The sequence below is a fragment of the Leclercia sp. AS011 genome (assembly GCF_037152535.1).
In the GTDB taxonomy this organism is placed as follows: domain Bacteria; phylum Pseudomonadota; class Gammaproteobacteria; order Enterobacterales; family Enterobacteriaceae; genus Enterobacter.
Window position 1 is genome coordinate 355,876 of record NZ_JBBCMA010000002.1, and the last position, 21,395, is coordinate 377,270.

A 21,395-nucleotide genomic window follows, 5' to 3' on the forward strand; every position below is an offset into this window, starting at 1 on the left:
GTAAAAAAAGTGATTTTCGCAGTCTTGCGCAACAGGTATTAGTGCGTATGATAGCGTCACTGGAGTTGTGTGTTTCGTTTTTCGACATTTACCCCAGTACCCCAGGAATCCGCAAATGCGTATCGAAGAAGATCTGAAGTTAGGTTTCAAAGACGTTCTTATCCGCCCTAAACGTTCTACTCTGAAAAGTCGCTCTGACGTTGAACTCGAACGTGAATTCACCTTTAAGCATTCCGGTCAGACCTGGTCTGGCGTACCTGTAATCGCCGCTAACATGGATACGGTTGGGACTTTTGCAATGGCAAAAGCGCTGGCTTCCTTCGACATTCTGACTGCGGTGCACAAACACTACAGCATCGAAGAGTGGAATGAATTTGCAGGCTCCGTATCTGAAACCGTTCTCAAGCATGTGATGGTTTCCACCGGCACCTCCGACGCCGATTTCGAAAAAACGAAACAGATCCTTATTGCTAACCCAAACCTGAACTTCATCTGTATTGATGTCGCGAATGGTTACTCCGAGCATTTCGTGCAGTTCGTCAGCAAAGCGCGCCAGGCCTGGCCGACCAAAACCATTATTGCAGGTAACGTGGTTACCGGTGAAATGTGTGAAGAGCTGATCCTGTCCGGGGCAGACATTGTGAAAGTGGGCATTGGCCCGGGCTCTGTCTGCACCACCCGCGTGAAAACCGGTGTTGGCTATCCCCAGCTCTCTGCGGTGATCGAGTGTGCTGACGCCGCTCACGGCCTCGGCGGCCAGATCATCAGCGACGGCGGTTGCACCACGCCGGGTGACGTAGCGAAAGCCTTTGGCGGCGGCGCAGACTTCGTGATGCTTGGCGGAATGCTGGCTGGTCACGAAGAGAGCGGCGGTACCGTGGTTGATGAAAACGGTGAAAAATTCATGCTGTTCTACGGCATGAGCTCTGAATCCGCGATGAACCGTCACGTGGGCGGTGTTGCGCAGTATCGTGCGGCAGAAGGTAAAACCGTTAAGCTGCCACTGCGTGGCCCGGTTGAGAATACCGCGCGTGATATCCTGGGTGGCCTGCGCTCTGCATGCACCTATGTGGGCGCATCCCGTCTGAAAGAGCTGACCAAGCGCACCACCTTTATCCGCGTTCAGGAACAGGAAAACCGCGTTTTCAACAGCCTGTAATGCTCTCTCGCTGGCGCGTTTCGCGCCAGCGTCATCCCGCACTCATCGCATCCCCCAGATGAAAAATCGGCAGATACATCGCGACCACCAGCGTGCCGATGATTAATCCCGTCACTATCAACAGCAGAGGCTCCAGCAGCGAGGCCAGATTGTCGGCTTGCTGAAAAGTCTGTTCATTATGATGCTGCGCCAGATTACTTAACATCGTATCCAGCGACCCCGACGCTTCGCCAGTGCGCACGAGCTGAATGCACAGCGGTGTAAAGATCTCTGCTTCACTCAGGGCAGACCAGACAGGCGCCCCCTGCATGATGCGCTGGCGTATCGTCTGTAGTTTCTCCTGCCAGAAGGGGCACGTCAGCGTCTCTTCCGTACTTTCCAGTCCCTGGATAAAGGCGATGCCTGACTGCTGCGTGAGCGACAGAACGGTAAAGATCTGGCTGAGCTTTTGTCCACGCACCAGCGGGCCCACCACCGGACTGTTCAGCAGCAGGCGCTGCGTGGCGCGTTGCCATCGGCGGTTACGGTGAATAAACATCAGGCCAGACGCCGCTGCCAACAGACAGAGTATCAGCCCGGCCCCCCGTTCCTGAAGTGCGTCTGCCAGCGCCATCACCGCCCGGGTCAGCGCCGGTAAGGGGGTGTTGAAGGTTTTGTAGATCGCGGCAAACTCCGGCAGCACCAGGGTCACCATCGCCAGTACCACGGCGAAGGCCAGGGTGAGAATAATCACCGGATAGCGCAGCGCCTTTTTCACCTTCGCTCCGAGCTGTTGCTGCGTTTTTTGCTGCCGCGCCAGCTGACGACAACATTCATCGAGCTTGCCGGTCAGCTCCCCCGTTTTCATCATCGAAATATAGAGGGGAGGGAAGACGTGCGGCCACTTTTTCAGGGCATCTGAAAAGGCGCACCCGGCGCTGAGATCGTCAGCCACGCTTTGCAACAGCGCCTGCCACTGCCGGACGGGGTGCTGCTGGGCCAGAAGGGCCAGACCTGCTGAGAGCGTTAAGCCTGCCTGCAGCAGCGTCGCCAACTGGTGGATCGCCTCGTAGCGATGCTGCGCCTGCCAGCGCGTCTGTAGCAGGCTTCGTTTGAGTTCCAGGGGGAAAAGATCCCGACCCAACAGGAGGTTCCACGCCGTCTGCTTGTCGGGAGCCCAGATCGCGCCTGTTTGCTGTTCCCCCTGCTGGCTGAGCGCCCGCCAGCGCCAGAGTTGATTACCTGCCATCTGATTCGCCCAGCATCTGCACCAGCTCCCCGAGCGTGGTGTGTCCTTGTTCTACCGCCATGCAGCCGTGCTCAAACAGTGTGATCATGCCCGTCTGCCGGGCCAGTTTTTCAATATCCTCCACCGATGCTCCACCAGCGATGGCGGCGCGCAGTTCCCGGGTGATCACCATCACTTCGAAGATCGCCACCCGGCCATAAAATCCGTGATAGCAGCGGTCACAGCCTACGGGCTGCCAGTGCGGCAATGGCCGGGGCCACAGCGCCTGGGGTAAGGGGGCGTCCCGGCGCACTTCGGTACGGCAGTGTGGGCAGAGTCGACGCACCAGCCGCTGAGCGATCACCAGAGACAGCGCCGACGAGATCATCCAGCGCGCCACGCCCATCTGCTGCAGGCGCACCAGCGTCTCTGCGGTAGAGTTGGTATGCAGTGTCGACAGCACCAGATGCCCGGTCTGGGCGGCGTTGATGGCGATCTCCGCCGTTTCGCCATCGCGTATTTCACCCACCATGATGATGTCGGGGTCCTGGCGCAAAAATGCCCGCAGCACGCTCTGGAAGGTTAACCCCGCCCGGGGGTTAATGGGGGTCTGATTCAGCCCGTCCAGCGGGATTTCGACCGGATCTTCTACGCTGCAGATGTTCACTTCTGGCGTGTTCCGGGCCTGCAAGGCGCTGTAAAGGGTAACGGTTTTGCCGCTGCCGGTGGGGCCGGTCACCAGAATCAGCCCCTGGGATTTGTGCAGCGCGCTGGCGAACAGCCGTTGCTGGGTTTCGCTCATCCCCAGTTGTTCAAGCTGCAGCGCCTGTTGCTCCTGTTGCAGAAGTCGCAGGACGATTTTTTCGCCGCTGCGACAGGGAAGCGTGGCAATACGAAACGAAACGGGGGAGCCCGAAAGTTCGACCGTGAATTGCCCGTCCTGGGGTAAGCGACGCTCGGCGATATCGAGATTGCCCAGCACCTTCAGCCTGGCGATAAGTGAAGTACCAAGTTCAGCGGAGAGCGGTTGCTGCGGATAGAGCACGCCGTCAATGCGTAACCGGATCTGCCAGCTTTCGTCGGCGGGCTCAATATGAATATCCGACGCCCGCTGGCTCAGCGCCTGGGTCAGGGTTTGGTTAAGGATGTCGATGGCGGAACGCGTCGAGCTGGCGACCACGGGCAGATGTGCCTCCGACGTGGCCTGCTGGTGCTTTTCCATGCGCTCGGCGGTCCAGCATTCGATATCGATTCTTTTTTGCGTCGCAAAACGTAACGCCTCCAGTAGGTCGGGCGGCGGGTTGCCGACCACTGCAATATTGATTCTCTCCGGGGCGCAGGTCAGCAGGAGGGCGTTGTGACGCCGACACAGGGCCGTTAAGCGCTCGGCGTTCATTACTCGCTCTCCTGCGCAGCCGTAAAGCGGAACACCTCTTCGCAGGCCTGCTTCAGCGCGCTGTCTTCCGCCACGGTGCAGAGTCGCTTCCAGCCGGTAATACCGTTGCCGTTATCCCACTGTGGGGTCATCACCACCTCGAGACCGTTAAGGCTCTCCTGGCCGGTCAGGGTGACGGCACCTTTGGCGACGCTCATCCCGGAGACATAGCGGCTGGTTGCCGGGGAGGGGATACCATTAACACCCGCATCGCAGCTCTCTGTCCCGCCATGATCGAGAGCGCAGAGTTCGACTGCGGTGCGGTAGGGCATAAAGGTTTGCAGCATGTCGGTGAGGGCGGCTTTTCGCAGGTAGTTCTGGTAAGCCGGAATGCCAATCGCGCTGAGGATGGCCACGATGCCAATAACTACCATTAACTCAATGAGGGTAAATCCTTTTTGTCTTTCCATGGGTCGCTCCTTATGTTGATGCACGCTACTGTGGCAGCAGGGCAGACCAGGGGCGAGAGGCAAAAATCGATTCGTGAAGCGTGATTCAGCGGGATGTGCAGTCGTTACAGAACAGTGCAGAAGCTTTGCGGGGCGGGTCGTAAATCAGGCTTGCCCGGCCTGTATAGACCGGGCTTTTTGTCACTTAGCGAAAGCGCATCGACAGGTCGAGGGCGCGAATGTGTTTGGTCAGCGCGCCAACGGAGATGAAATCGACGCCGGTTTCGGCAAATTCGCGCAGAGTTTCGTGCGTCACGTTGCCGGAGACCTCGAGGCGAGCCTGGCCGTTGGTGCGTTTCACCGCCTCACGCATCTCTTCAGTTTTGAAGTTATCCAGCATGATGATGTCGGCCCCGGCTTTCAGCGCATCGTCCAGCTCCTGCAGGTTCTCCACTTCCACTTCCACCGGCACATCCGGATGCAGCCAGAAGGCTTTTTCCACCGCCTGGCGCACGGAGCCGGAGGCGATAATGTGGTTCTCTTTAATAAGGAACGCATCGGATAACCCCAGACGGTGGTTGGCACCGCCGCCGCACAGCACGGCATATTTCAGGGCAGTACGCAGGCCGGGCAGCGTTTTGCGCGTGTCCAGCAGTTGGGTATTTGTCCCTTCCAGCAGATCGACATAGCGGCGAGCTTCGCTGGCGACGCCGGAGAGCGTCTGGACAAAGTTCAGCGCGGTGCGTTCACCGGTCAGCAGGACGCGCGATGAGCCCTCGAGCTCAAACAGCGGCTGGTTAGCAGTAATGCTGTCGCCATCGTCGACATGCCACGTCACCTTCACACCGTCACCGGCCAGCTGGATAAAGACCTCTTCCACCCAACGTTTACCACAGAAAACACCGTCCTCACGGGTGATCACCACCGCGTGGGAACGGGCGTCTTCCGCCAGCAGCTGAGCGGTAATGTCGTTGTCAGCATTGACGTCTCCACCCAGATCTTCACGCAGCGCATTGGCGACGCTTACTGGAATATCGAGATTTATACGCTCCAGCAGTACGTTACGTCTGTGGTCGGGGTTGTAGCGGCGAGGCGGCATGTTAAAACTCCAAATTGGTAACGAATCATAAGATTGAAACATGCTACTCTGAACCGGGAATCAGCACCATATATAAGGAGATCCTGCATGCACTCAGAACATGGCTGGCTGGCAGATGCACGGCGTGTTCCTTCGCCACACCACGATTGCCGCCCGGAGGACGAGATCCCGTCGCTGCTGGTAGTGCATAACATCAGCCTGCCGCCTGGCGAATTTGGCGGTCCGTGGATTGACGCGCTATTCACCGGGACAATCGATCCCGATGCTCACCCCTTTTTTGCGGAGATCGCCCACCTGCGCGTTTCTGCCCATTGTCTGATTCGCCGTGACGGTGAAATCGTCCAGTATGTTCCCTTTGATAAACGTGCCTGGCATGCGGGCGTTTCTCAGTATCAGGGGCGCGAACGTTGCAATGATTTCTCTATTGGCATCGAGCTGGAAGGGACGGATACGCTGCCTTACACCGATGCGCAGTATCAGCAGCTGGCCGCGGTGACGCGCACCCTTATCCGCCTCTACCCGGCTATTGCCCGCAATGTGACCGGACACAGCGATATTGCCCCGCAGCGCAAGACCGACCCTGGCCCGGCGTTTGACTGGCAACGCTTTAACACACTGCTTACCGCCCTGTCAGATAAGGAGATGACATGACGTTATTTACCATGCTGCTGGTGATGATCGCTGAGCGTTTGTTCAAGCTGGGCGAACACTGGCATCTGGATCACCGGATGGAAGTGCTGTTTCGTCGCATCCGCCATTTTTCCATGATCCGCACCCTGCTGATGACGGCGGGGGTGATGCTTGTGGTGTTTCTGCTGCTGCGGTCGCTGTATGGCCTGTTCTTTAATGTGCCGCTGCTGGTGATGTGGATCCTGCTCGGGGTCCTCTGCATTGGCGCGGGCAAGGTGCGTCTGCACTACCATGCGTATCTGAAGGCGGCAACCAACAATGATGCCCATGCCCGCGGGGCGATGGCCAGCGAGCTGACGCTGATCCACGGCGTCCCGCCGGAGTGCAACGAACGCGAGTTTTTACGCGAACTGCAGAACGCGCTGCTGTGGATTAACTACCGTTTCTACCTGGCCCCGCTGTTCTGGTTTGTGGTGGGCGGCGTGTGGGGCCCGGTGCTGCTGATGGGCTATGCGTTTTTACGCGCCTGGCAGAGCTGGCTGGCGCGCTACCTGACGCCACACGAGCGGTTGCTGTCCGGGATCGACGCCATTCTGCACGTGCTGGACTGGCTGCCGGTGCGGCTGTTCGGGGTGGTGTATGCCCTGATCGGGCATGGTGAGAAAGCCTTGCCAGCATGGTTCGCCTCGCTGGGGGATCGCCATACCTCGCAGTACCTGGTGTTAACGCGTCTGGCGCAGTTCTCGCTGGCGCGTGAGCCGCACACCGATAAGATCGAAACGCCGAAAGCGGCGGTTTCAATGGCCAAGAAAACCTCTTTTGTGGTGGTGGTGATTGTGGCGCTGCTGACGATTTACGGCACGCTGATCTAAACCCGCGTGCCGCAGGTCTTACACTGTATCCGCTGACGGGATGCCAAAATCAGGCATCCCGTTTTCATTCCAGCGAACCCGCTTCAGGCGGGTGTGGCGGTTCGGATCGTACAGCGGGTCGCCCTCAATTTCGGTGTAATTACGCGCGTGATACACCAGCACATCCTCCCCTTCCGGCGTTTGCGTAAAGCTGTTGTGTCCCGGACCGTACTGGCGATTTTCATAGCTGGTGGTGAATACCGGCTGCGGTGATTTATGCCAGTTCGCCGGATTCTGCGGGTCGGCATGCAGATCGATCCACAGCAGCCCCATGCAGTAGTTTTCATCGGTAGCGCTGGCGGAGTAGCTGACAAACAACCGCTCGCCGTGGAACAGCACCGCCGGGCCTTCGTTTACCCAGAACCCGCGACACTCCCAGTCATACTCCGGTTTGCTGAGCATTACCGGCTCGCCTTTTAGCGTCCAGGGGTTTTCCATTTCGCACAGGTACAGGTTCGAGTTACCGGTGATATCCGGGGCTTTTTGCGCCCAGAGGTACCAGCGTTTCCCCTGGTGAACAAAGGTAGTGGCGTCCAGCGCAAAGGTGTCGAACGGGGTTTTTATCTGCCCTTTTTCAACCCAGGTGCCGGTAAGCGGGTCGCTGTCGGCACACTCCAGGGCGAACATCCGGTGCTGGAACATCCCGAGCTTATCCAGCGCCTGGGTGTGCGTAGCGGCAAAATAGATGTACCACTTGCCGTCGATATTGTGCAGTTCCGGGGCCCAGATCAGCTGACTCATCGGGCCGGTATCGGGCTTGCGCCACACCACCACTTCATCGGCGCTGCGCAGCCCTTCCAGCGAGTCGGCGCGGCGGATCGCCAGCCGGTCGTACTGCGGCACGGAGGCGATAAAATAGTACTGCCCCTCATGGCGTAAAATGTACGGGTCGGCACGTTGTTCGATAAACGGGTTTGGCCACTGATGCATTTGGCTCTCCTTATTTTGTCTCTGCGGCTTTCAGTTCCTGATAGTCGCTCAGTTCACGGTAATTGGTGCGACGTTTTTCCAGGTCTTCCTGAATCTGCTTCATGGTTTCGCGATCGACCTTCAGCAGACGCACCACGCCCGCGGTAATGAGGTAGCCGACGCCAGGAATGACGGTAAAGAGCAGTACGATGCCGTTAATGGCGTCCGCGCTCTGCGCTTTGGCACCCGCGTCATAACCGTACCAGGAGAGCAGGAAGCCCACCATCGCCCCGGCAATCGCCAGGCCCAGCTTGAGGAAAAAGATGTTGCCGGAGAAGCTGATCCCGGTGATACGTTTCCCGGTTTTCCATTCGCCGTAGTCATCCACGTCGGCCATCAGCGACCAGTGCAACGGAGACGGGATCTGGTGCAGGATGTTCAGCAGGAAGTAGAGCACCACAATGGTCACGGTGGCTTTCGGGTCGAAGAAATAGAAGGCGGTGGAGAAGATCGCCAGCACGATGTTGGTCCAGAAGAAGACCTTCAGTTTGCACCAGCGGTCGGTCAGCACTTTTGCCAGCACGCTGCCGAGCATCATGCCCACCACGCCCAGGCTGATAAACAGGGTGGCGAAGTGGGTGCTCTGGCCCATCACCCAGGTGACGTAATACATGGTAGCCGCCATGCGGATAAAGCCCGGGCAGACGTTACACAGGGTCAGCAGCAGAATGCGTACCCACTGGTCGTTCTTCCACACGTCTTTCAGGTCGTTTTTCAGCTCGTCATTGGTTTGCACCGCCGGACGCACGCGCTCGCGCACGGTAGAGAAGCTGAACAGGAACATGCAGGTGCCAATCAGCGCCAGCACGGTCATCGCCATCTGGTAGCCTTTGGCTTTGTCCTCGCCGCCGAACCAGTCGGCCATCGGCAACAGCGTCAGGGACAGCAGCAGGGTGGCGATACCGACCATCACGAAGCGATAGGACTGACAGGCCACGCGCTCCTTAGGATCGTTAGTAATGACGCCTCCCAGCGAGCAGTAAGGAATGTTGATCGCCGTATAGGTCAGAGAGAGCAGGAAGTAGGTGACAAAGGCATAGATAACTTTGCTGTTGTAGGTCCAGTCCGGAGTGGTAAACATCAGGATACTGAACAACGCATAGGGGAAGGCGATCCATAAAAGCCATGGACGAAAACGCCCATACTTACTGCGGGTACGATCGGCAATGGCACCCATAATCGGATCGGTAACCGCGTCGATAACCCGCACGGAGAGCAGCAGAACGCCTACCAGCGCCGGGGCCAGGCCAAAAATATCCGTATAAAAATAGTTCACAAACAACATGATGGCGCCAAAAATAATGTTACATCCGGCGTCGCCCATCCCATAGCCGATCTTTTCTTTTACTGACAGTTTATTGTTATCCATCGACGATTCTCCGAGTTACGGTATGGAGAGAATTATTCGCTGCCAAAGCAAAATATGCGTTGCAGGATAACGTCGGTGATATGGATTAAATGGCTATTGGCGGGAAAGTGTGAGGAAGGTAACAACCCTCTGCGTCCCCGGAGACGCAGAGGGGAAGAGCATTAATGCGCTTTTACGGCTTTGGCATTTTTTTCTTTGAACATATAGCCGATGCCGAGGATGACAATCCAGACCGGGATAAGGTAGACCGAAATCGCCATGCCCGGGGTCATCAGCATGATAACCAGTACCGCCGCCATGAAGATCAGGCAGACCCAGTTACCCAGCGGGTAGAGCAGGGCAGGGAAGCGCGTCTTCACGCCCTGCTGCTGCTTCGCACGACGGAACTTCATGTGCGCCAGGCTGATCATCGCCCAGTTGATCACCAGGGCGGAGACCACCAGTGCCATCAGCAGGCCGAAGGCTGATTCCGGTGCCAGGTAGTTGATCAGTACGCACAGCGCGGTAACGATCGCCGATACGATAATGGTGTTCACCGGCACGCCACGCTTATCCACGTTGAGCAGCGCTTTCGGGGCATTACCCTGCTGGGCCAGGCCGAACAGCATGCGGCTGTTGCAGTAAACGCAGCTGTTATAGACCGACAGCGCCGCAGTCAGTACCACCACGTTCAGGGCGTTAGCCACAAAGGTGTCGCCCAGCTCGTGGAAGATCAGAACGAACGGGCTGGTGTCAGCGGTGACGCGGGTCCACGGCAGCAGAGAGAGCAGCACGGCCAGCGAGCCCACATAGAAGATCAGGATACGGTAGATCACCTGGTTGGTCGCTTTCGGGATGCTCTGCTCCGGGTTGTCGGCTTCAGCGGCAGTGATACCCACCAGCTCAAGACCCCCGAACGAGAACATAATGATCGCCATCATCATCACCAGGCCGGTCATGCCGTGCGGCAGGAAGCCGCCCTGATCCCAGAGGTTGCTTACGCTTGCCTGCGGGCCGCCGTTGCCGCTGAACAGCAGCCAGCCGCCGAAGAGGATCATCGCCACAACCGCGATCACTTTAATAATGGCGAACCAGAACTCCATCTCACCGAACACTTTTACGTTGGTGAGGTTAATGGCGTTAATCACCACGAAGAAGACCGCCGCGGAGACCCAGGTCGGGATCTCAGGCCACCAGAACTGGACGTATTTACCGACCGCGGTCAGTTCCGCCATCGCCACCAGCACATACAGCACCCAGTAGTTCCAGCCGGAAGCGAACCCGGCAAAGCTGCCCCAGTATTTATAAGCAAAATGGCTAAAGGAACCGGCTACCGGCTCTTCGACCACCATTTCACCCAGCTGACGCATAATAAGAAAGGCGATAAAACCGGCAATGGCATAACCCAGAATAATACCCGGACCGGCAGACTGAATAACCGATGCGCTGCCCAGGAACAGGCCGGTACCGATAGCGCCACCGAGAGCGATAAGCTGAATATGGCGGTTTTTAAGGCCGCGCTTCAGCTGATCGCCATGCTGTTGACCATCCATTATGAAACCTCGTGTGTGGTTGTTATGTTCACGCTCTGGCGTGTGTAATTATGAAATTCCATTTCATGTATTTATTAGTTTACGGTTCAATTGGCTGAAAAAAAACGGATGTGTCTTCCGTATTCGCAAGAATAGTGTTAAGCGACGGCGAATGCACCTGCTTTATGCGAGGAGAAAGCGAGTTCGAATAAAAAGAAAGCATTTGTAAATCGTCCCGTTTAAGTCCCTTTATCAACCTATAGAATAAAAATGCGCCATAAGTGGGCAGTTTTTCATTTTTTGCGCCGCTAAATCGGTTCAGATCGCACTTTTCCCCGTTTCGATAAAGTTAAAACTGCCTCTTTGGGAGTAATCAATTCATTTGTGCAGAGTTACATTTTTGAAACGTTATTTCTGTAAGGTTGTTAAAATAAGCAGGGTTTACTGATTTCAATCAAAACCAATATGGACAGAAGGTGAATACTTTGTTACTTTAGCGATACGAACATGAAATTGGTAAGACCAATTGACTCCGGGCAAAAAGGCGTAAGACAGGGAATATGGCCTACAGCAAAATTCGCCAACCAAAATTATCCGATGTGATTGAGCAGCAGCTGGAGTTTTTGATCCTTGAGGGGACCCTGCGCCCCGGTGAAAAACTGCCTCCTGAACGCGAACTGGCAAAACAGTTCGACGTGTCCCGTCCCTCGCTGCGTGAGGCGATTCAACGTCTCGAAGCCAAGGGCCTGCTGCTTCGTCGCCAGGGTGGCGGAACCTTTGTGCAAAACAGCCTGTGGCAGAGCTTCAGCGACCCGTTAGTGGAGCTGCTCTCCGACCACCCAGAATCCCAGTTCGATCTGCTTGAGACCCGTCACGCGCTTGAGGGCATCGCGGCTTATTACGCGGCGCTGCGCAGCAACGATGAAGATCGTGAACGCATTCGCGAACTCCATCAGGCCATTGAACGGGCCCAGCAGTCCGGCGATCTCGACGCCGAGTCCGACGCCGTTGTCCAGTATCAAATTGCCGTCACTGAAGCAGCCCACAACGTGGTACTCCTCCATCTGCTACGCTGCATGGAGCCAATGCTTGCCCAGAACGTTCGTCAGAATTTTGAATTGTTGTATGCCCGTCGGGAGATGCTCCCGCTGGTCAGCAACCATCGCACCCGAGTATTCGAGGCGATAATGGCCGGGGAACCGGAGCAGGCGCGTGAAGCGTCGCACCGCCACTTGGCTTTCATTGAGGAAATCTTGCTGGACCGCAGCCGTGAACAGAGTCGTCGAGAACGTTCACTGCGCCGCATACAGCAACGAAAGGATTAAGCGCCAGTTTTTTAGAGCGCGGCAACTAAACGCAGAACCTGTCTTATTGTGTTTTCTGGCGAAAATACAATGGGACAGGTTCCAGACAAATCAACGTATTAGATAGATAAGGAATACCCCCATGTCAGAACGTCTCCAAAATGACGTGGATCCGATCGAAACTCGCGACTGGCAACAGGCGATCGAATCGGTCATCCGTGAAGAAGGTGTTGAGCGCGCTCAGTATCTGATTGAACAGATGCTTTCTGAAGCCCGCAAAGGTGGCGTGAAAGTAGCTGCAGGTGCAGGGGCTAACAACTACGTAAACACGATTGCCGTCGAAGACGAACCGGAATACCCGGGCAATCTGGATCTGGAACGCCGCATCCGTTCTGCAATTCGCTGGAACGCCATCATGACCGTTCTGCGCGCGTCCAAAAAAGATCTGGAGCTGGGCGGCCACATGGCGTCCTTCCAGTCTTCTGCAACCGTTTATGAAGTGTGCTTCAACCACTTCTTCCGCGCGCGCACCGAGAAAGACGGCGGCGACCTGGTGTACTTCCAGGGCCACATCTCTCCGGGCGTGTACGCACGTGCTTTCCTGGAAGGTCGTCTGACTGAAGAGCAGATGAACAACTTCCGTCAGGAAGTTCACGGTAAAGGCCTGTCTTCTTACCCACACCCGAAACTGATGCCAGAATTCTGGCAGTTCCCGACCGTATCCATGGGTCTGGGTCCAATCGGTGCGATCTACCAGGCTAAATTCCTGAAATATCTGGAACACCGTGGTCTGAAAGACACCTCCCAGCAGACCGTTTACGCCTTCCTGGGTGACGGCGAGATGGATGAGCCAGAATCTAAAGGTGCGATCACCATCGCGACCCGTGAGAAGCTGGACAACCTGTGCTTCATCATCAACTGTAACCTGCAGCGTCTGGATGGTCCGGTAACCGGTAACGGCAAGATCATCAACGAACTGGAAGGCATCTTCGCAGGTGCTGGCTGGAACGTGATTAAAGTCATGTGGGGCGGTCGTTGGGATGAGCTGCTGCGTAAAGACACCAGCGGTAAGCTGATGCAGCTGATGCAGGAAACCGTTGACGGCGACTACCAGACCTTCAAATCCAAAGACGGTGCCTACGTACGTGAGCACTTCTTCGGTAAATACCCTGAGACCGCAGCGCTGGTTGCAGACTGGACTGATGAGCAGATCTGGGCCCTGAACCGTGGTGGTCACGATCCGAAGAAAGTCTACGCTGCACTGAAAAAAGCGCAGGAAACCAAAGGCAAAGCAACTGTAATCCTTGCACATACCATTAAAGGTTATGGCATGGGTGACACCGCCGAAGGTAAAAACATCGCGCACCAGGTTAAGAAAATGAACATGGACGGCGTGCGTTATATCCGCGACCGTTTCAACGTTCCAGTGACCGACGAGCAGGTTGAAAACCTCTCTTACATCACCTTCCCGGAAGGTTCTGAAGAGCACACCTATCTGCACGCTCAGCGTCAGAAACTGAACGGCTACCTGCCGTCCCGTCAGGTGAACTTCACCGAGAAACTGGAACTGCCAGCGCTGGAAGACTTCTCTCAGCTGCTGGAAGAGCAGAACAAAGAGATCTCCACCACTATCGCCTTCGTGCGTGCCCTGAACGTGATGCTGAAGAACAAGTCGATCAAAGATCGTCTGGTTCCAATCATCGCTGACGAAGCGCGTACCTTCGGTATGGAAGGTCTGTTCCGTCAGATCGGTATCTACAGCCCGAACGGTCAGCAGTACACCCCGCAGGACCGCGAGCAGGTTGCATACTACAAAGAAGACGAGAAAGGTCAGATCCTGCAGGAAGGTATCAACGAACTGGGTGCCGGCGCATCCTGGCTGGCTGCTGCGACCTCTTACAGCACCAACAACCTGCCGATGATCCCGTTCTACATCTACTACTCCATGTTCGGGTTCCAGCGTATCGGTGACCTGTGCTGGCAGGCTGGCGACCAGCAGGCTCGCGGCTTCCTGGTAGGTGGTACTTCCGGTCGTACGACCCTGAACGGTGAAGGTCTGCAGCACGAAGATGGCCACAGCCACATTCAGTCTCTGACTATCCCTAACTGTATCTCTTACGACCCGTCTTACGCGTACGAAGTGGCAGTCATCATGCATGACGGTCTGACCCGTATGTACGGTGAAGCACAAGAGAACATTTACTACTACATCACCACTCTGAACGAAAACTACCACATGCCGGCTATGCCAGCAGGTGCCGAGGAAGGTATCCGTAAAGGTATCTACAAACTCGAAACCGTGGCAGGTAGCAAAGGTAAAGTTCAGCTGCTGGGCTCCGGCTCTATCCTGCGTCACGTCCGTGAAGCAGCACAGATCCTGGCGAACGACTACGGCGTAGGTTCTGATGTCTACAGCGTGACCTCCTTCACCGAACTGGCACGTGATGGCCAGGATTGTGAGCGCTGGAACATGCTGCACCCACTGGAAACCCCACGTGTTCCGTACATCGCTCAGGTGATGAACGATGCACCAGCGGTGGCGTCTACTGACTATATGAAACTGTTCGCTGAGCAGGTTCGTACTTACGTTCCAGCTGATGATTATCGCGTACTGGGTACTGACGGCTTCGGTCGTTCTGACAGCCGCGAAAACCTGCGTCACCACTTCGAAGTTGATGCTTCTTACGTGGTTGTAGCAGCACTGGGCGAACTGGCTAAACGTGGCGAAATCGATAAGAAAGTGGTTGCAGACGCAATCACCAAATTCAACATCGATGCAGAAAAAGTTAACCCGCGTCTGGCGTAAGAGGTAAAAGAATAATGGCTATCGAAATCAATGTACCGGACATCGGGGCTGATGAAGTTGAAATCACCGAGATCCTGGTCAAAGTGGGCGACAAAGTTGAAGCTGAACAGTCGCTGATCACCGTAGAAGGCGACAAAGCCTCTATGGAAGTCCCGTCTCCTCAGGCTGGCATCGTTAAAGAGATCAAAGTCTCTGTTGGCGATAAAACCGAGACCGGCAAACTGATCATGATTTTCGATTCCGCCGACGGTGCAGCAGCTGCTGCACCTGCGCAGGAAGAGAAGAAAGAAGCCGCTCCGGCCGCCGCTGCTCCAGCCGCTGCCGCGAGCGCGAAAGAAGTGAACGTGCCTGACATCGGCGGTGACGAAGTTGAAGTCACTGAAATCCTGGTGAAAGTGGGCGACACCGTTGCCGCTGAGCAGTCACTGATCACCGTAGAAGGCGACAAAGCCTCTATGGAAGTGCCAGCTCCGTTCGCCGGTACCGTTAAAGAGATCAAGATCAGCACCGGTGACAAAGTGTCTACCGGCTCTCTGATCATGGTCTTCGAAGTGGCGGGTGCTGCACCTGCTGCCGCGCCAGCACAGGCCGCTGCTCCGGCTCCGGCTGCTGCACCAGCTGCGGCTGGCGGCGCGAAAGACGTTAACGTACCGGACATCGGCGGTGACGAAGTTGAAGTGACCGAAGTGATGGTGAAAGTGGGCGACAAAGTTGCCGCTGAGCAGTCACTGATCACCGTTGAAGGCGACAAGGCTTCTATGGAAGTCCCTGCGCCGTTCGCGGGTACCGTTAAAGAGATTAAAATCAGCACCGGCGACAAAGTGTCTACCGGCTCTCTGATCATGGTCTTCGAAGTGGAAGGCGCTGCGCCTGCTGCGGCTCCGGCAGCTGCTGCTCCAGCACCAGCTGCTGCACCGGCTCAGGCTGCTAAACCTGCTGCGGCTCCTGCTGCGAAAGCAGAAGGCAAATCTGAGTTCGCTGAAAACGACGCTTACGTCCACGCGACCCCGCTGATTCGTCGCCTGGCGCGCGAATTCGGTGTGAACCTGGCGAAAGTGAAAGGCACCGGTCGTAAAGGCCGTATCCTGCGCGAAGACGTTCAGGCTTACGTGAAAGACGCGGTTAAGCGTGCTGAAGCGGCACCTGCTGCTGCCACCGGTGGCGGTATCCCGGGCATGCTGCCATGGCCGAAAGTGGACTTCAGCAAGTTCGGCGAAATCGAAGAAGTGGAACTGGGCCGTATCCAGAAGATCTCTGGTGCCAACCTGAGCCGTAACTGGGTAATGATCCCGCACGTTACCCACTTCGATAAAACCGATATCACCGATCTGGAAGCGTTCCGTAAACAGCAGAACGCCGAAGCTGAGAAGCGCAAGCTGGACGTGAAATTCACCCCAGTGGTCTTCATCATGAAAGCCGTTGCCGCTGCCCTTGAGCAGATGCCACGCTTCAACAGCTCCCTGTCCGAAGACGGCCAGAAGCTGACGCTGAAGAAATACATCAACATCGGTGTTGCGGTTGATACGCCAAATGGTCTGGTTGTTCCGGTCTTCAAAGATGTGAACAAGAAGAGCATCACTGAGCTGTCCCGTGAACTGACCACCATCTCCAAGAAAGCGCGTGATGGTAAGCTGACTGCCGGCGAAATGCAGGGCGGCTGCTTCACTATCTCCAGCATCGGCGGCCTGGGTACCACCCACTTCGCACCGATTGTTAACGCGCCGGAAGTGGCGATCCTCGGTGTCTCCAAGTCTGCGATGGAGCCAGTGTGGAACGGGAAAGAGTTTATGCCGCGTCTGATGATGCCGATTTCTCTCTCCTTCGACCACCGCGTGATCGACGGTGCTGATGGTGCGCGCTTCATCACCATCATCAATAACACCCTGAGCGACATTCGCCGCCTGGTGATGTAATCGAAGAGCCGGCCAATCGGCCGGCTTTTTTCTGGTAATCTCCTGATGGTTGTGAGGTTATCGGCGAAAGCGACAATTCGTGAGCCGTTTGTTGTTTCAAAATTGTTAACAATTTTGTAAAATGCGAGCGGATAGAACGACCCGGTGGACGACGGGTATAAATTAAGAGGTCATGATGAGCACAGAAATCAAAACTCAGGTCGTAGTACTTGGGGCAGGCCCGGCAGGTTATTCCGCAGCATTCCGCGCCGCGGATTTAGGTCTGGAAACCGTCATCGTAGAACGTTACAACACCCTCGGCGGTGTTTGTCTGAACGTCGGCTGTATCCCTTCTAAAGCGCTGCTGCACGTAGCGAAAGTTATCGAAGAAGCCAAAGCGCTGGCTGAACACGGTATCGTCTTCGGCGAGCCGAAAACCGATATCGACAAGATTCGTACCTGGAAAGAGAAAGTTATCACTCAGCTGACCGGTGGTCTGGCCGGTATGGCCAAAGGCCGTAAAGTGAAAGTGGTAAACGGTCTGGGTAAATTTACCGGGGCAAACACCCTGGAAGTGGAAGGTGAAAACGGCAAAACCGTGATCAACTTCGACAACGCGATCATCGCGGCGGGCTCCCGTCCGATCGAACTGCCGTTCATTCCACATGAAGATCCACGCGTGTGGGACTCCACCGACGCGCTGGAGCTGAAAACCGTTCCGGAACGCCTGCTGGTTATGGGTGGCGGTATCATCGGTCTGGAAATGGGTACCGTGTACCATGCGCTGGGTTCACAGATTGACGTGGTTGAAATGTTCGACCAGGTTATCCCGGCTGCTGACAAAGACATCGTTAAAGTCTTCACCAAACGCATCAGCAAGAAGTTCAACCTGATGCTGGAAACCAAAGTGACTGCCGTTGAAGCGAAAGAAGACGGTATTTACGTTTCCATGGAAGGCAAAAAAGCCCCTGCAGAACCACAGCGTTACGACGCCGTGCTGGTAGCCATCGGCCGTGTGCCGAACGGTAAAAACCTCAATGCAGGCGCAGCGGGCGTGGAAGTTGACGACCGTGGCTTCATCCGCGTTGACAAGCAGCTGCGCACTAACGTGCCGCACATCTTTGCTATCGGCGATATCGTCGGTCAGCCAATGCTGGCGCACAAAGGTGTTCACGAAGGCCACGTTGCCGCTGAAGTTATCGCCGGCATGAAGCACTACTTCGATCCGAAAGTGATCCCATCTATCGCCTACACCGAGCCAGAAGTTGCCTGGGTGGGTCTGACCGAGAAAGAAGCGAAAGAGAAAGGCATCAGCTACGAAACCGCCACCTTCCCGTGGGCTGCTTCTGGCCGTGCTATCGCTTCCGACTGCGCAGACGGTATGACCAAACTGATCTTCGACAAAGAGACTCACCGCGTGATCGGTGGTGCGATTGTCGGCACCAACGGCGGCGAGCTGCTGGGTGAGATCGGCCTGGCGATCGAAATGGGCTGTGACGCTGAAGACATCGCGCTGACCATCCACGCTCACCCGACTCTGCACGAGTCTGTTGGCCTGGCGGCAGAAGTGTTTGAAGGCAGCATCACCGACCTGCCAAACGCGAAAGCGAAGAAGAAGTAATTTTCTTCCGGCATGAAAAAAGCGGCTCCTGAGCCGCTTTTTTTTATTCTGCAAAACCTACTGCGCCACCAGCTGCCAGCGATCGGCCGGGTTAAAGATCGGCATCGCTTTCGCTTCCTCCGCTGACTTGTCACCCAGGTTGGCCTGCCAGACCCGATCGTCGCCGTTAATCATAAAGCTCATCACCCCGGTCTCGCCGTAGCTCACCGGCCAGGCAATCATCGCGAAGCCTGATTTGCTGTCCGGCAGGATGCGGAAGTGGTAGCCATGATACCCCTGACCGGGCTCTTTCGGGCTGAAGGCCGGGCCGAGCGGGCTGGGGGCTTCACCGGGTTTCACCGGCCAGTAGAGTCCATCTTTTTTACCCTCGCTGCTGACAATTTTCTGTGCATACCGGCTGGTGAGGGCGTGATAGCTCTCCTGGGCATCCACATAGGCGTGCAGCGCCTCGATAGCGGCCAGCTCGTTGCGGCCCACTTCGCGGTTGAGGATCTCCTCTTTGGCTTCCTGCATGTCGAACTGCCAGCCCTCTGCGCGTTTCACCACCGGGATCGGCAGCTGCCAGTGGTATTCGCCTACCGTCAGCCAGGCCATATCGCCGTCGATCACCGTGTTATGGTTCACCTGCCAGTCGCGTTTAAAGCGATCTACCGCCTCCGGATCGACGCCATCGGAGGGTAAAAAGGTGCGCCAGTCCTCGCCGAGCAGGTTGCCAAGTTCCTTGTCGTTCTGCTCGCTGATGGCCTTCGCCAGCGCATCGGTTGCCTGTTCGGGCGTGCTGAAATGTTGTTGGGCAAAGACGCCAGTCGATACCATGAACAACATCATTCCGCTGAGTAATTTACTTTTCATTGTCGCCTCCCTTAACGATGACGGAATTCACGGTGTTCACCGCCGGCCCGGCGTTCAGACATCTGGGCTCTGCCGCCGCTGCGCTGTTCCAGATTGCGGGCCGACTGCTGACGGCTCTGCATTCCACGCTGCTGCTGCGCCTGCCAGTTGGCCGAGCGGCTGTCGTTGCCGCTGAGAGCATTGGCCCGCTGATGCGTCTGCGTGGTCCGCTGCTGGGGTTGTGCCTTGCGGGTAGTCTCCTGACGTGACGCCGCACGCGGGGTTTCGCGCGGGGTGCTACTGGCCCGTTTTGCCGTTTGTGGTCGATCGTTGTCATACCCCCGATAGTTATTGCGCTGGGAGATCTGATTCAACTGCTGGCTTGCCGCCTGACGCTGCCCGTCACGGGTGGCCGGACGTGCCGTCTGGGAGAGGTTTTTACCCGTCGAGCGCTCCATCTGGCTCATTGCCGCCTGGCGCTGGGCGTCGCGATTGACGGCCCCTTGCGGTGCCGGAAGACTGCCGTTAGCGGTCCGGCGCACCGCGGTGCTGTTCTGCGGATAACGGTTATTCAGCTGGCTGGTAGCGTAGGGTACGCCGCCGCGATAGGCCGGGTTATGCTGCCAGCCGCGGCTGGCATCGGTCAGGCGCTGCCCGCTGATTTTATTGAAGTTGTCCACGTTGATATTGATGTTGTTATCGCCGTTACGCGAATATCCGCCGTGGTGATCGTCGTCATGATGGTGATGATCCCAGTCGTCATCGTTATCCCAGTCGATATTGCTGAAGATGGCGTAGGTTGTCGCTACCCCGAGGCTGAAGCCCAGCCCTTTGACCAGGCTGTCGGTGAACTGCTCCCCCGGAGGCGGCGGCAGATAGACCGGTGGATAGCTGGTGTTTGGCCAGGTGCCGTAAACCGTGCTGGGGTTGTAGGTCGGGACATACACCACCTGGGGATCGGCGGATTCAATCTTGATCACCGTCGGGGCAGGGGTTGATGTCGACGTAGAGGTTGAGGTCGATGAAGCGGCTTTTACCGGTGCGGTTTTCGCCACCGTGGTCACCGTCTGCTGCGGCGTCGACTGCAGCGCGCCGGTCTGCTGCGCCAGCAGGCGTAGGCGCTGAACGGAGTCCATCACATCCTTCGGCTGGGCGAGAAACGCGTCTCCGAGATTCTGCACCCAGGGCGGATTCTCCCCCATCATCGACATCAGCTGCGGGAAGGCGACCAGCGATTTAACGCTCGGGTCCCAGGGCTGCCCCGCCACGGCCTGAACCGCCGCATCCCCTTGCATGCGAGGGTTGTCCCGCGACCACTGGGCCGCCTGGATCACGTTCGCCGGATAGGTTGCGGCCATCAATACCTGCGACAGCAGGGCGTCCGGGTAGAGGGCAACCGGAGCAACCCACTGATCGATTTGCGCTGCAGTGTAGGCCACCGGCACCTCAGGCTCAGCCACCGGGGCGGCTTGCGCTGTCGGGGCGGGCTGTACGGACGGCGATGGCTGAGTGAGGGTATCCGTTGCGCGGCCATTAACGTACACAACGCCAGAGGCGGCTAACAGCCCGGCGCTACATATGAGAGCAAGCAGATGAGGCTTAAGGGGCAACTTCATAATAAGACTCCGACGAGAGCGAGGCCGTAAGGCGTTTACGTTGCCGCGAGTATATGCACCCGGGTATTACTTTTTTGACTTAAACTGGGAACCGTTCCGAATGGCCGGAGAAAGAGTGTGAGCATTTATTACACAGATTATATCTGATTGTGCAAAAGCCGTTGGGGTATTCAAATGGCCGCTCTTGCGAGCGGCCAGCAGCTAGTTGCCGAGGTTAATGACAAACAGCACTGTGATGTCGGATATGCTCCAGCCACCGTGCAGTGCCGTTAGCAGTAAACCGATCACAACGATCAGCGTATAGAATCGCATCTCCATTGCGAGCGTTCCTTTGCAGGCTACGCGGGTTCTTTCTTCACCGGGAAAGGCAGAACCTGGCAAATTGGGTTTCGCCGCGTAGGTTACGGAACTGCTCCCGGGCCCGGTGACTGGTTGCTACACCAGCGAAGCAGGCCGAAGAAAAGAGTAGGGCAATAGATATCAACGTAGAAGAGAAATAATGCGTTTACATGCACTTTCATCCGGAACAGGAAAGCGCTACGCAAAACTCAAAAAGCCACTTGCAAGCTGCCTTTTTGCGGAGCAAAATCTGTCTCGTTGGGTTTTGCCGCAAATCTGCCAACCCGGTGTGCTACCACCGCAAGGC

Annotated in this window: 16 protein-coding genes; 7 read left to right on the forward strand and 9 right to left on the reverse strand. The window is 56.5% G+C overall.

Features of this window, described 5'->3' with window-relative positions; all coding sequences use genetic code 11:
- Positions 1-115 precede the first annotated feature (115 nt).
- Entirely contained in the window at positions 116-1,159 is a 1,044-nt protein-coding gene (locus WFO70_RS14125) for a GMP reductase (protein WP_337016920.1), read from the forward strand.
- Positions 1,160-1,190: 31 nt separating this feature from the next.
- Here the strand turns inward: WFO70_RS14125 and hofC are convergent, their stop codons facing one another.
- The 4 genes from hofC to nadC form a co-directional block, all read right to left on the reverse strand.
- Positions 1,191-2,387, reverse strand: a complete 1,197-nt coding sequence (gene hofC, locus WFO70_RS14130; RefSeq protein ID WP_337016921.1) for a protein transport protein HofC — start codon at positions 2,385-2,387, stop codon at positions 1,191-1,193.
- Entirely contained in the window at positions 2,377-3,762 is a 1,386-nt protein-coding gene (gspE, locus tag WFO70_RS14135) for a type II secretion system protein GspE (protein ID WP_337016922.1), read from the reverse strand. The genes hofC and gspE overlap by 11 nt, the downstream gene beginning before the upstream one ends.
- On the reverse strand, positions 3,762-4,211 hold the full coding sequence (gene ppdD, locus WFO70_RS14140; protein WP_337016923.1) for a prepilin peptidase-dependent pilin: 450 nt from the start codon (positions 4,209-4,211) through the stop codon (positions 3,762-3,764). Before ppdD ends, gspE begins: the two co-directional genes overlap by 1 nt.
- A 184-nt stretch (positions 4,212-4,395) precedes the next feature.
- Positions 4,396-5,289 (reverse strand): carboxylating nicotinate-nucleotide diphosphorylase, encoded by an 894-nt coding sequence (gene nadC, locus WFO70_RS14145; protein WP_337016924.1) that lies wholly within the window; start codon positions 5,287-5,289, stop codon positions 4,396-4,398.
- An 87-nt stretch (positions 5,290-5,376) separates the two neighbouring features.
- Here nadC and ampD point away from each other — a divergent pair, with 87 nt between their 5' ends.
- Both ampD and ampE read left to right on the forward strand, forming a co-directional pair.
- The gene (ampD, locus tag WFO70_RS14150; RefSeq protein ID WP_337016925.1) at positions 5,377-5,940 is read left to right on the forward strand and encodes a 1,6-anhydro-N-acetylmuramyl-L-alanine amidase AmpD; all 564 of its coding nucleotides are present in this window, start codon (positions 5,377-5,379) and stop codon (positions 5,938-5,940) included.
- Positions 5,937-6,791, forward strand: coding sequence for a beta-lactamase regulator AmpE (gene ampE, locus WFO70_RS14155; protein WP_337016926.1), 855 nt, complete (start codon positions 5,937-5,939; stop codon positions 6,789-6,791). Before ampD ends, ampE begins: the two co-directional genes overlap by 4 nt.
- Before the next feature lie 18 nt (positions 6,792-6,809).
- Here the strand turns inward: ampE and WFO70_RS14160 are convergent, their stop codons facing one another.
- From WFO70_RS14160 to aroP, 3 genes are all read right to left on the reverse strand, one after another.
- Positions 6,810-7,760 carry a glycoside hydrolase family 43 protein gene (locus WFO70_RS14160; protein WP_337016927.1) on the reverse strand — a complete coding sequence of 317 codons (951 nt, stop codon included), beginning with the start codon at positions 7,758-7,760 and terminating at the stop codon, positions 6,810-6,812.
- 10 nt (positions 7,761-7,770) lie between these two features.
- The gene (locus WFO70_RS14165) at positions 7,771-9,168 is read right to left on the reverse strand and encodes an MFS transporter (RefSeq protein ID WP_337016928.1); all 1,398 of its coding nucleotides are present in this window, start codon (positions 9,166-9,168) and stop codon (positions 7,771-7,773) included.
- A 161-nt stretch (positions 9,169-9,329) separates the two neighbouring features.
- Entirely contained in the window at positions 9,330-10,700 is a 1,371-nt protein-coding gene (aroP, locus tag WFO70_RS14170) for an aromatic amino acid transporter AroP (protein WP_337016929.1), read from the reverse strand.
- A gap of 539 nt (positions 10,701-11,239) precedes the next feature.
- Between aroP and pdhR the strand changes: the two genes are divergently transcribed.
- From pdhR to lpdA, 4 genes are all read left to right on the forward strand, one after another.
- Positions 11,240-12,004, forward strand: coding sequence for a pyruvate dehydrogenase complex transcriptional repressor PdhR (gene pdhR, locus WFO70_RS14175; protein ID WP_103947083.1), 765 nt, complete (start codon positions 11,240-11,242; stop codon positions 12,002-12,004).
- A 121-nt stretch (positions 12,005-12,125) separates the two neighbouring features.
- On the forward strand, positions 12,126-14,789 hold the full coding sequence (aceE, locus tag WFO70_RS14180) for a pyruvate dehydrogenase (acetyl-transferring), homodimeric type (RefSeq protein WP_333851391.1): 2,664 nt from the start codon (positions 12,126-12,128) through the stop codon (positions 14,787-14,789).
- A gap of 14 nt (positions 14,790-14,803) precedes the next feature.
- On the forward strand, positions 14,804-16,702 hold the full coding sequence (gene aceF / locus WFO70_RS14185) for a pyruvate dehydrogenase complex dihydrolipoyllysine-residue acetyltransferase (RefSeq protein WP_337016930.1): 1,899 nt from the start codon (positions 14,804-14,806) through the stop codon (positions 16,700-16,702).
- A 175-nt stretch (positions 16,703-16,877) separates the two neighbouring features.
- Positions 16,878-18,302 carry a dihydrolipoyl dehydrogenase gene (gene lpdA, locus WFO70_RS14190; protein ID WP_337016931.1) on the forward strand — a complete coding sequence of 475 codons (1,425 nt, stop codon included), beginning with the start codon at positions 16,878-16,880 and terminating at the stop codon, positions 18,300-18,302.
- A 57-nt stretch (positions 18,303-18,359) separates the two neighbouring features.
- Here the strand turns inward: lpdA and WFO70_RS14195 are convergent, their stop codons facing one another.
- Positions 18,360-19,154 carry a DUF2950 family protein gene (locus tag WFO70_RS14195; RefSeq protein WP_337016932.1) on the reverse strand — a complete coding sequence of 265 codons (795 nt, stop codon included), beginning with the start codon at positions 19,152-19,154 and terminating at the stop codon, positions 18,360-18,362.
- Between the two features lie 11 nt (positions 19,155-19,165).
- A complete protein-coding gene (locus WFO70_RS14200; RefSeq protein ID WP_337016933.1) occupies positions 19,166-20,749 on the reverse strand; it encodes a DUF3300 domain-containing protein in 1,584 nt (527 codons plus the stop codon).
- Positions 20,750-21,395 lie beyond the last annotated feature (646 nt).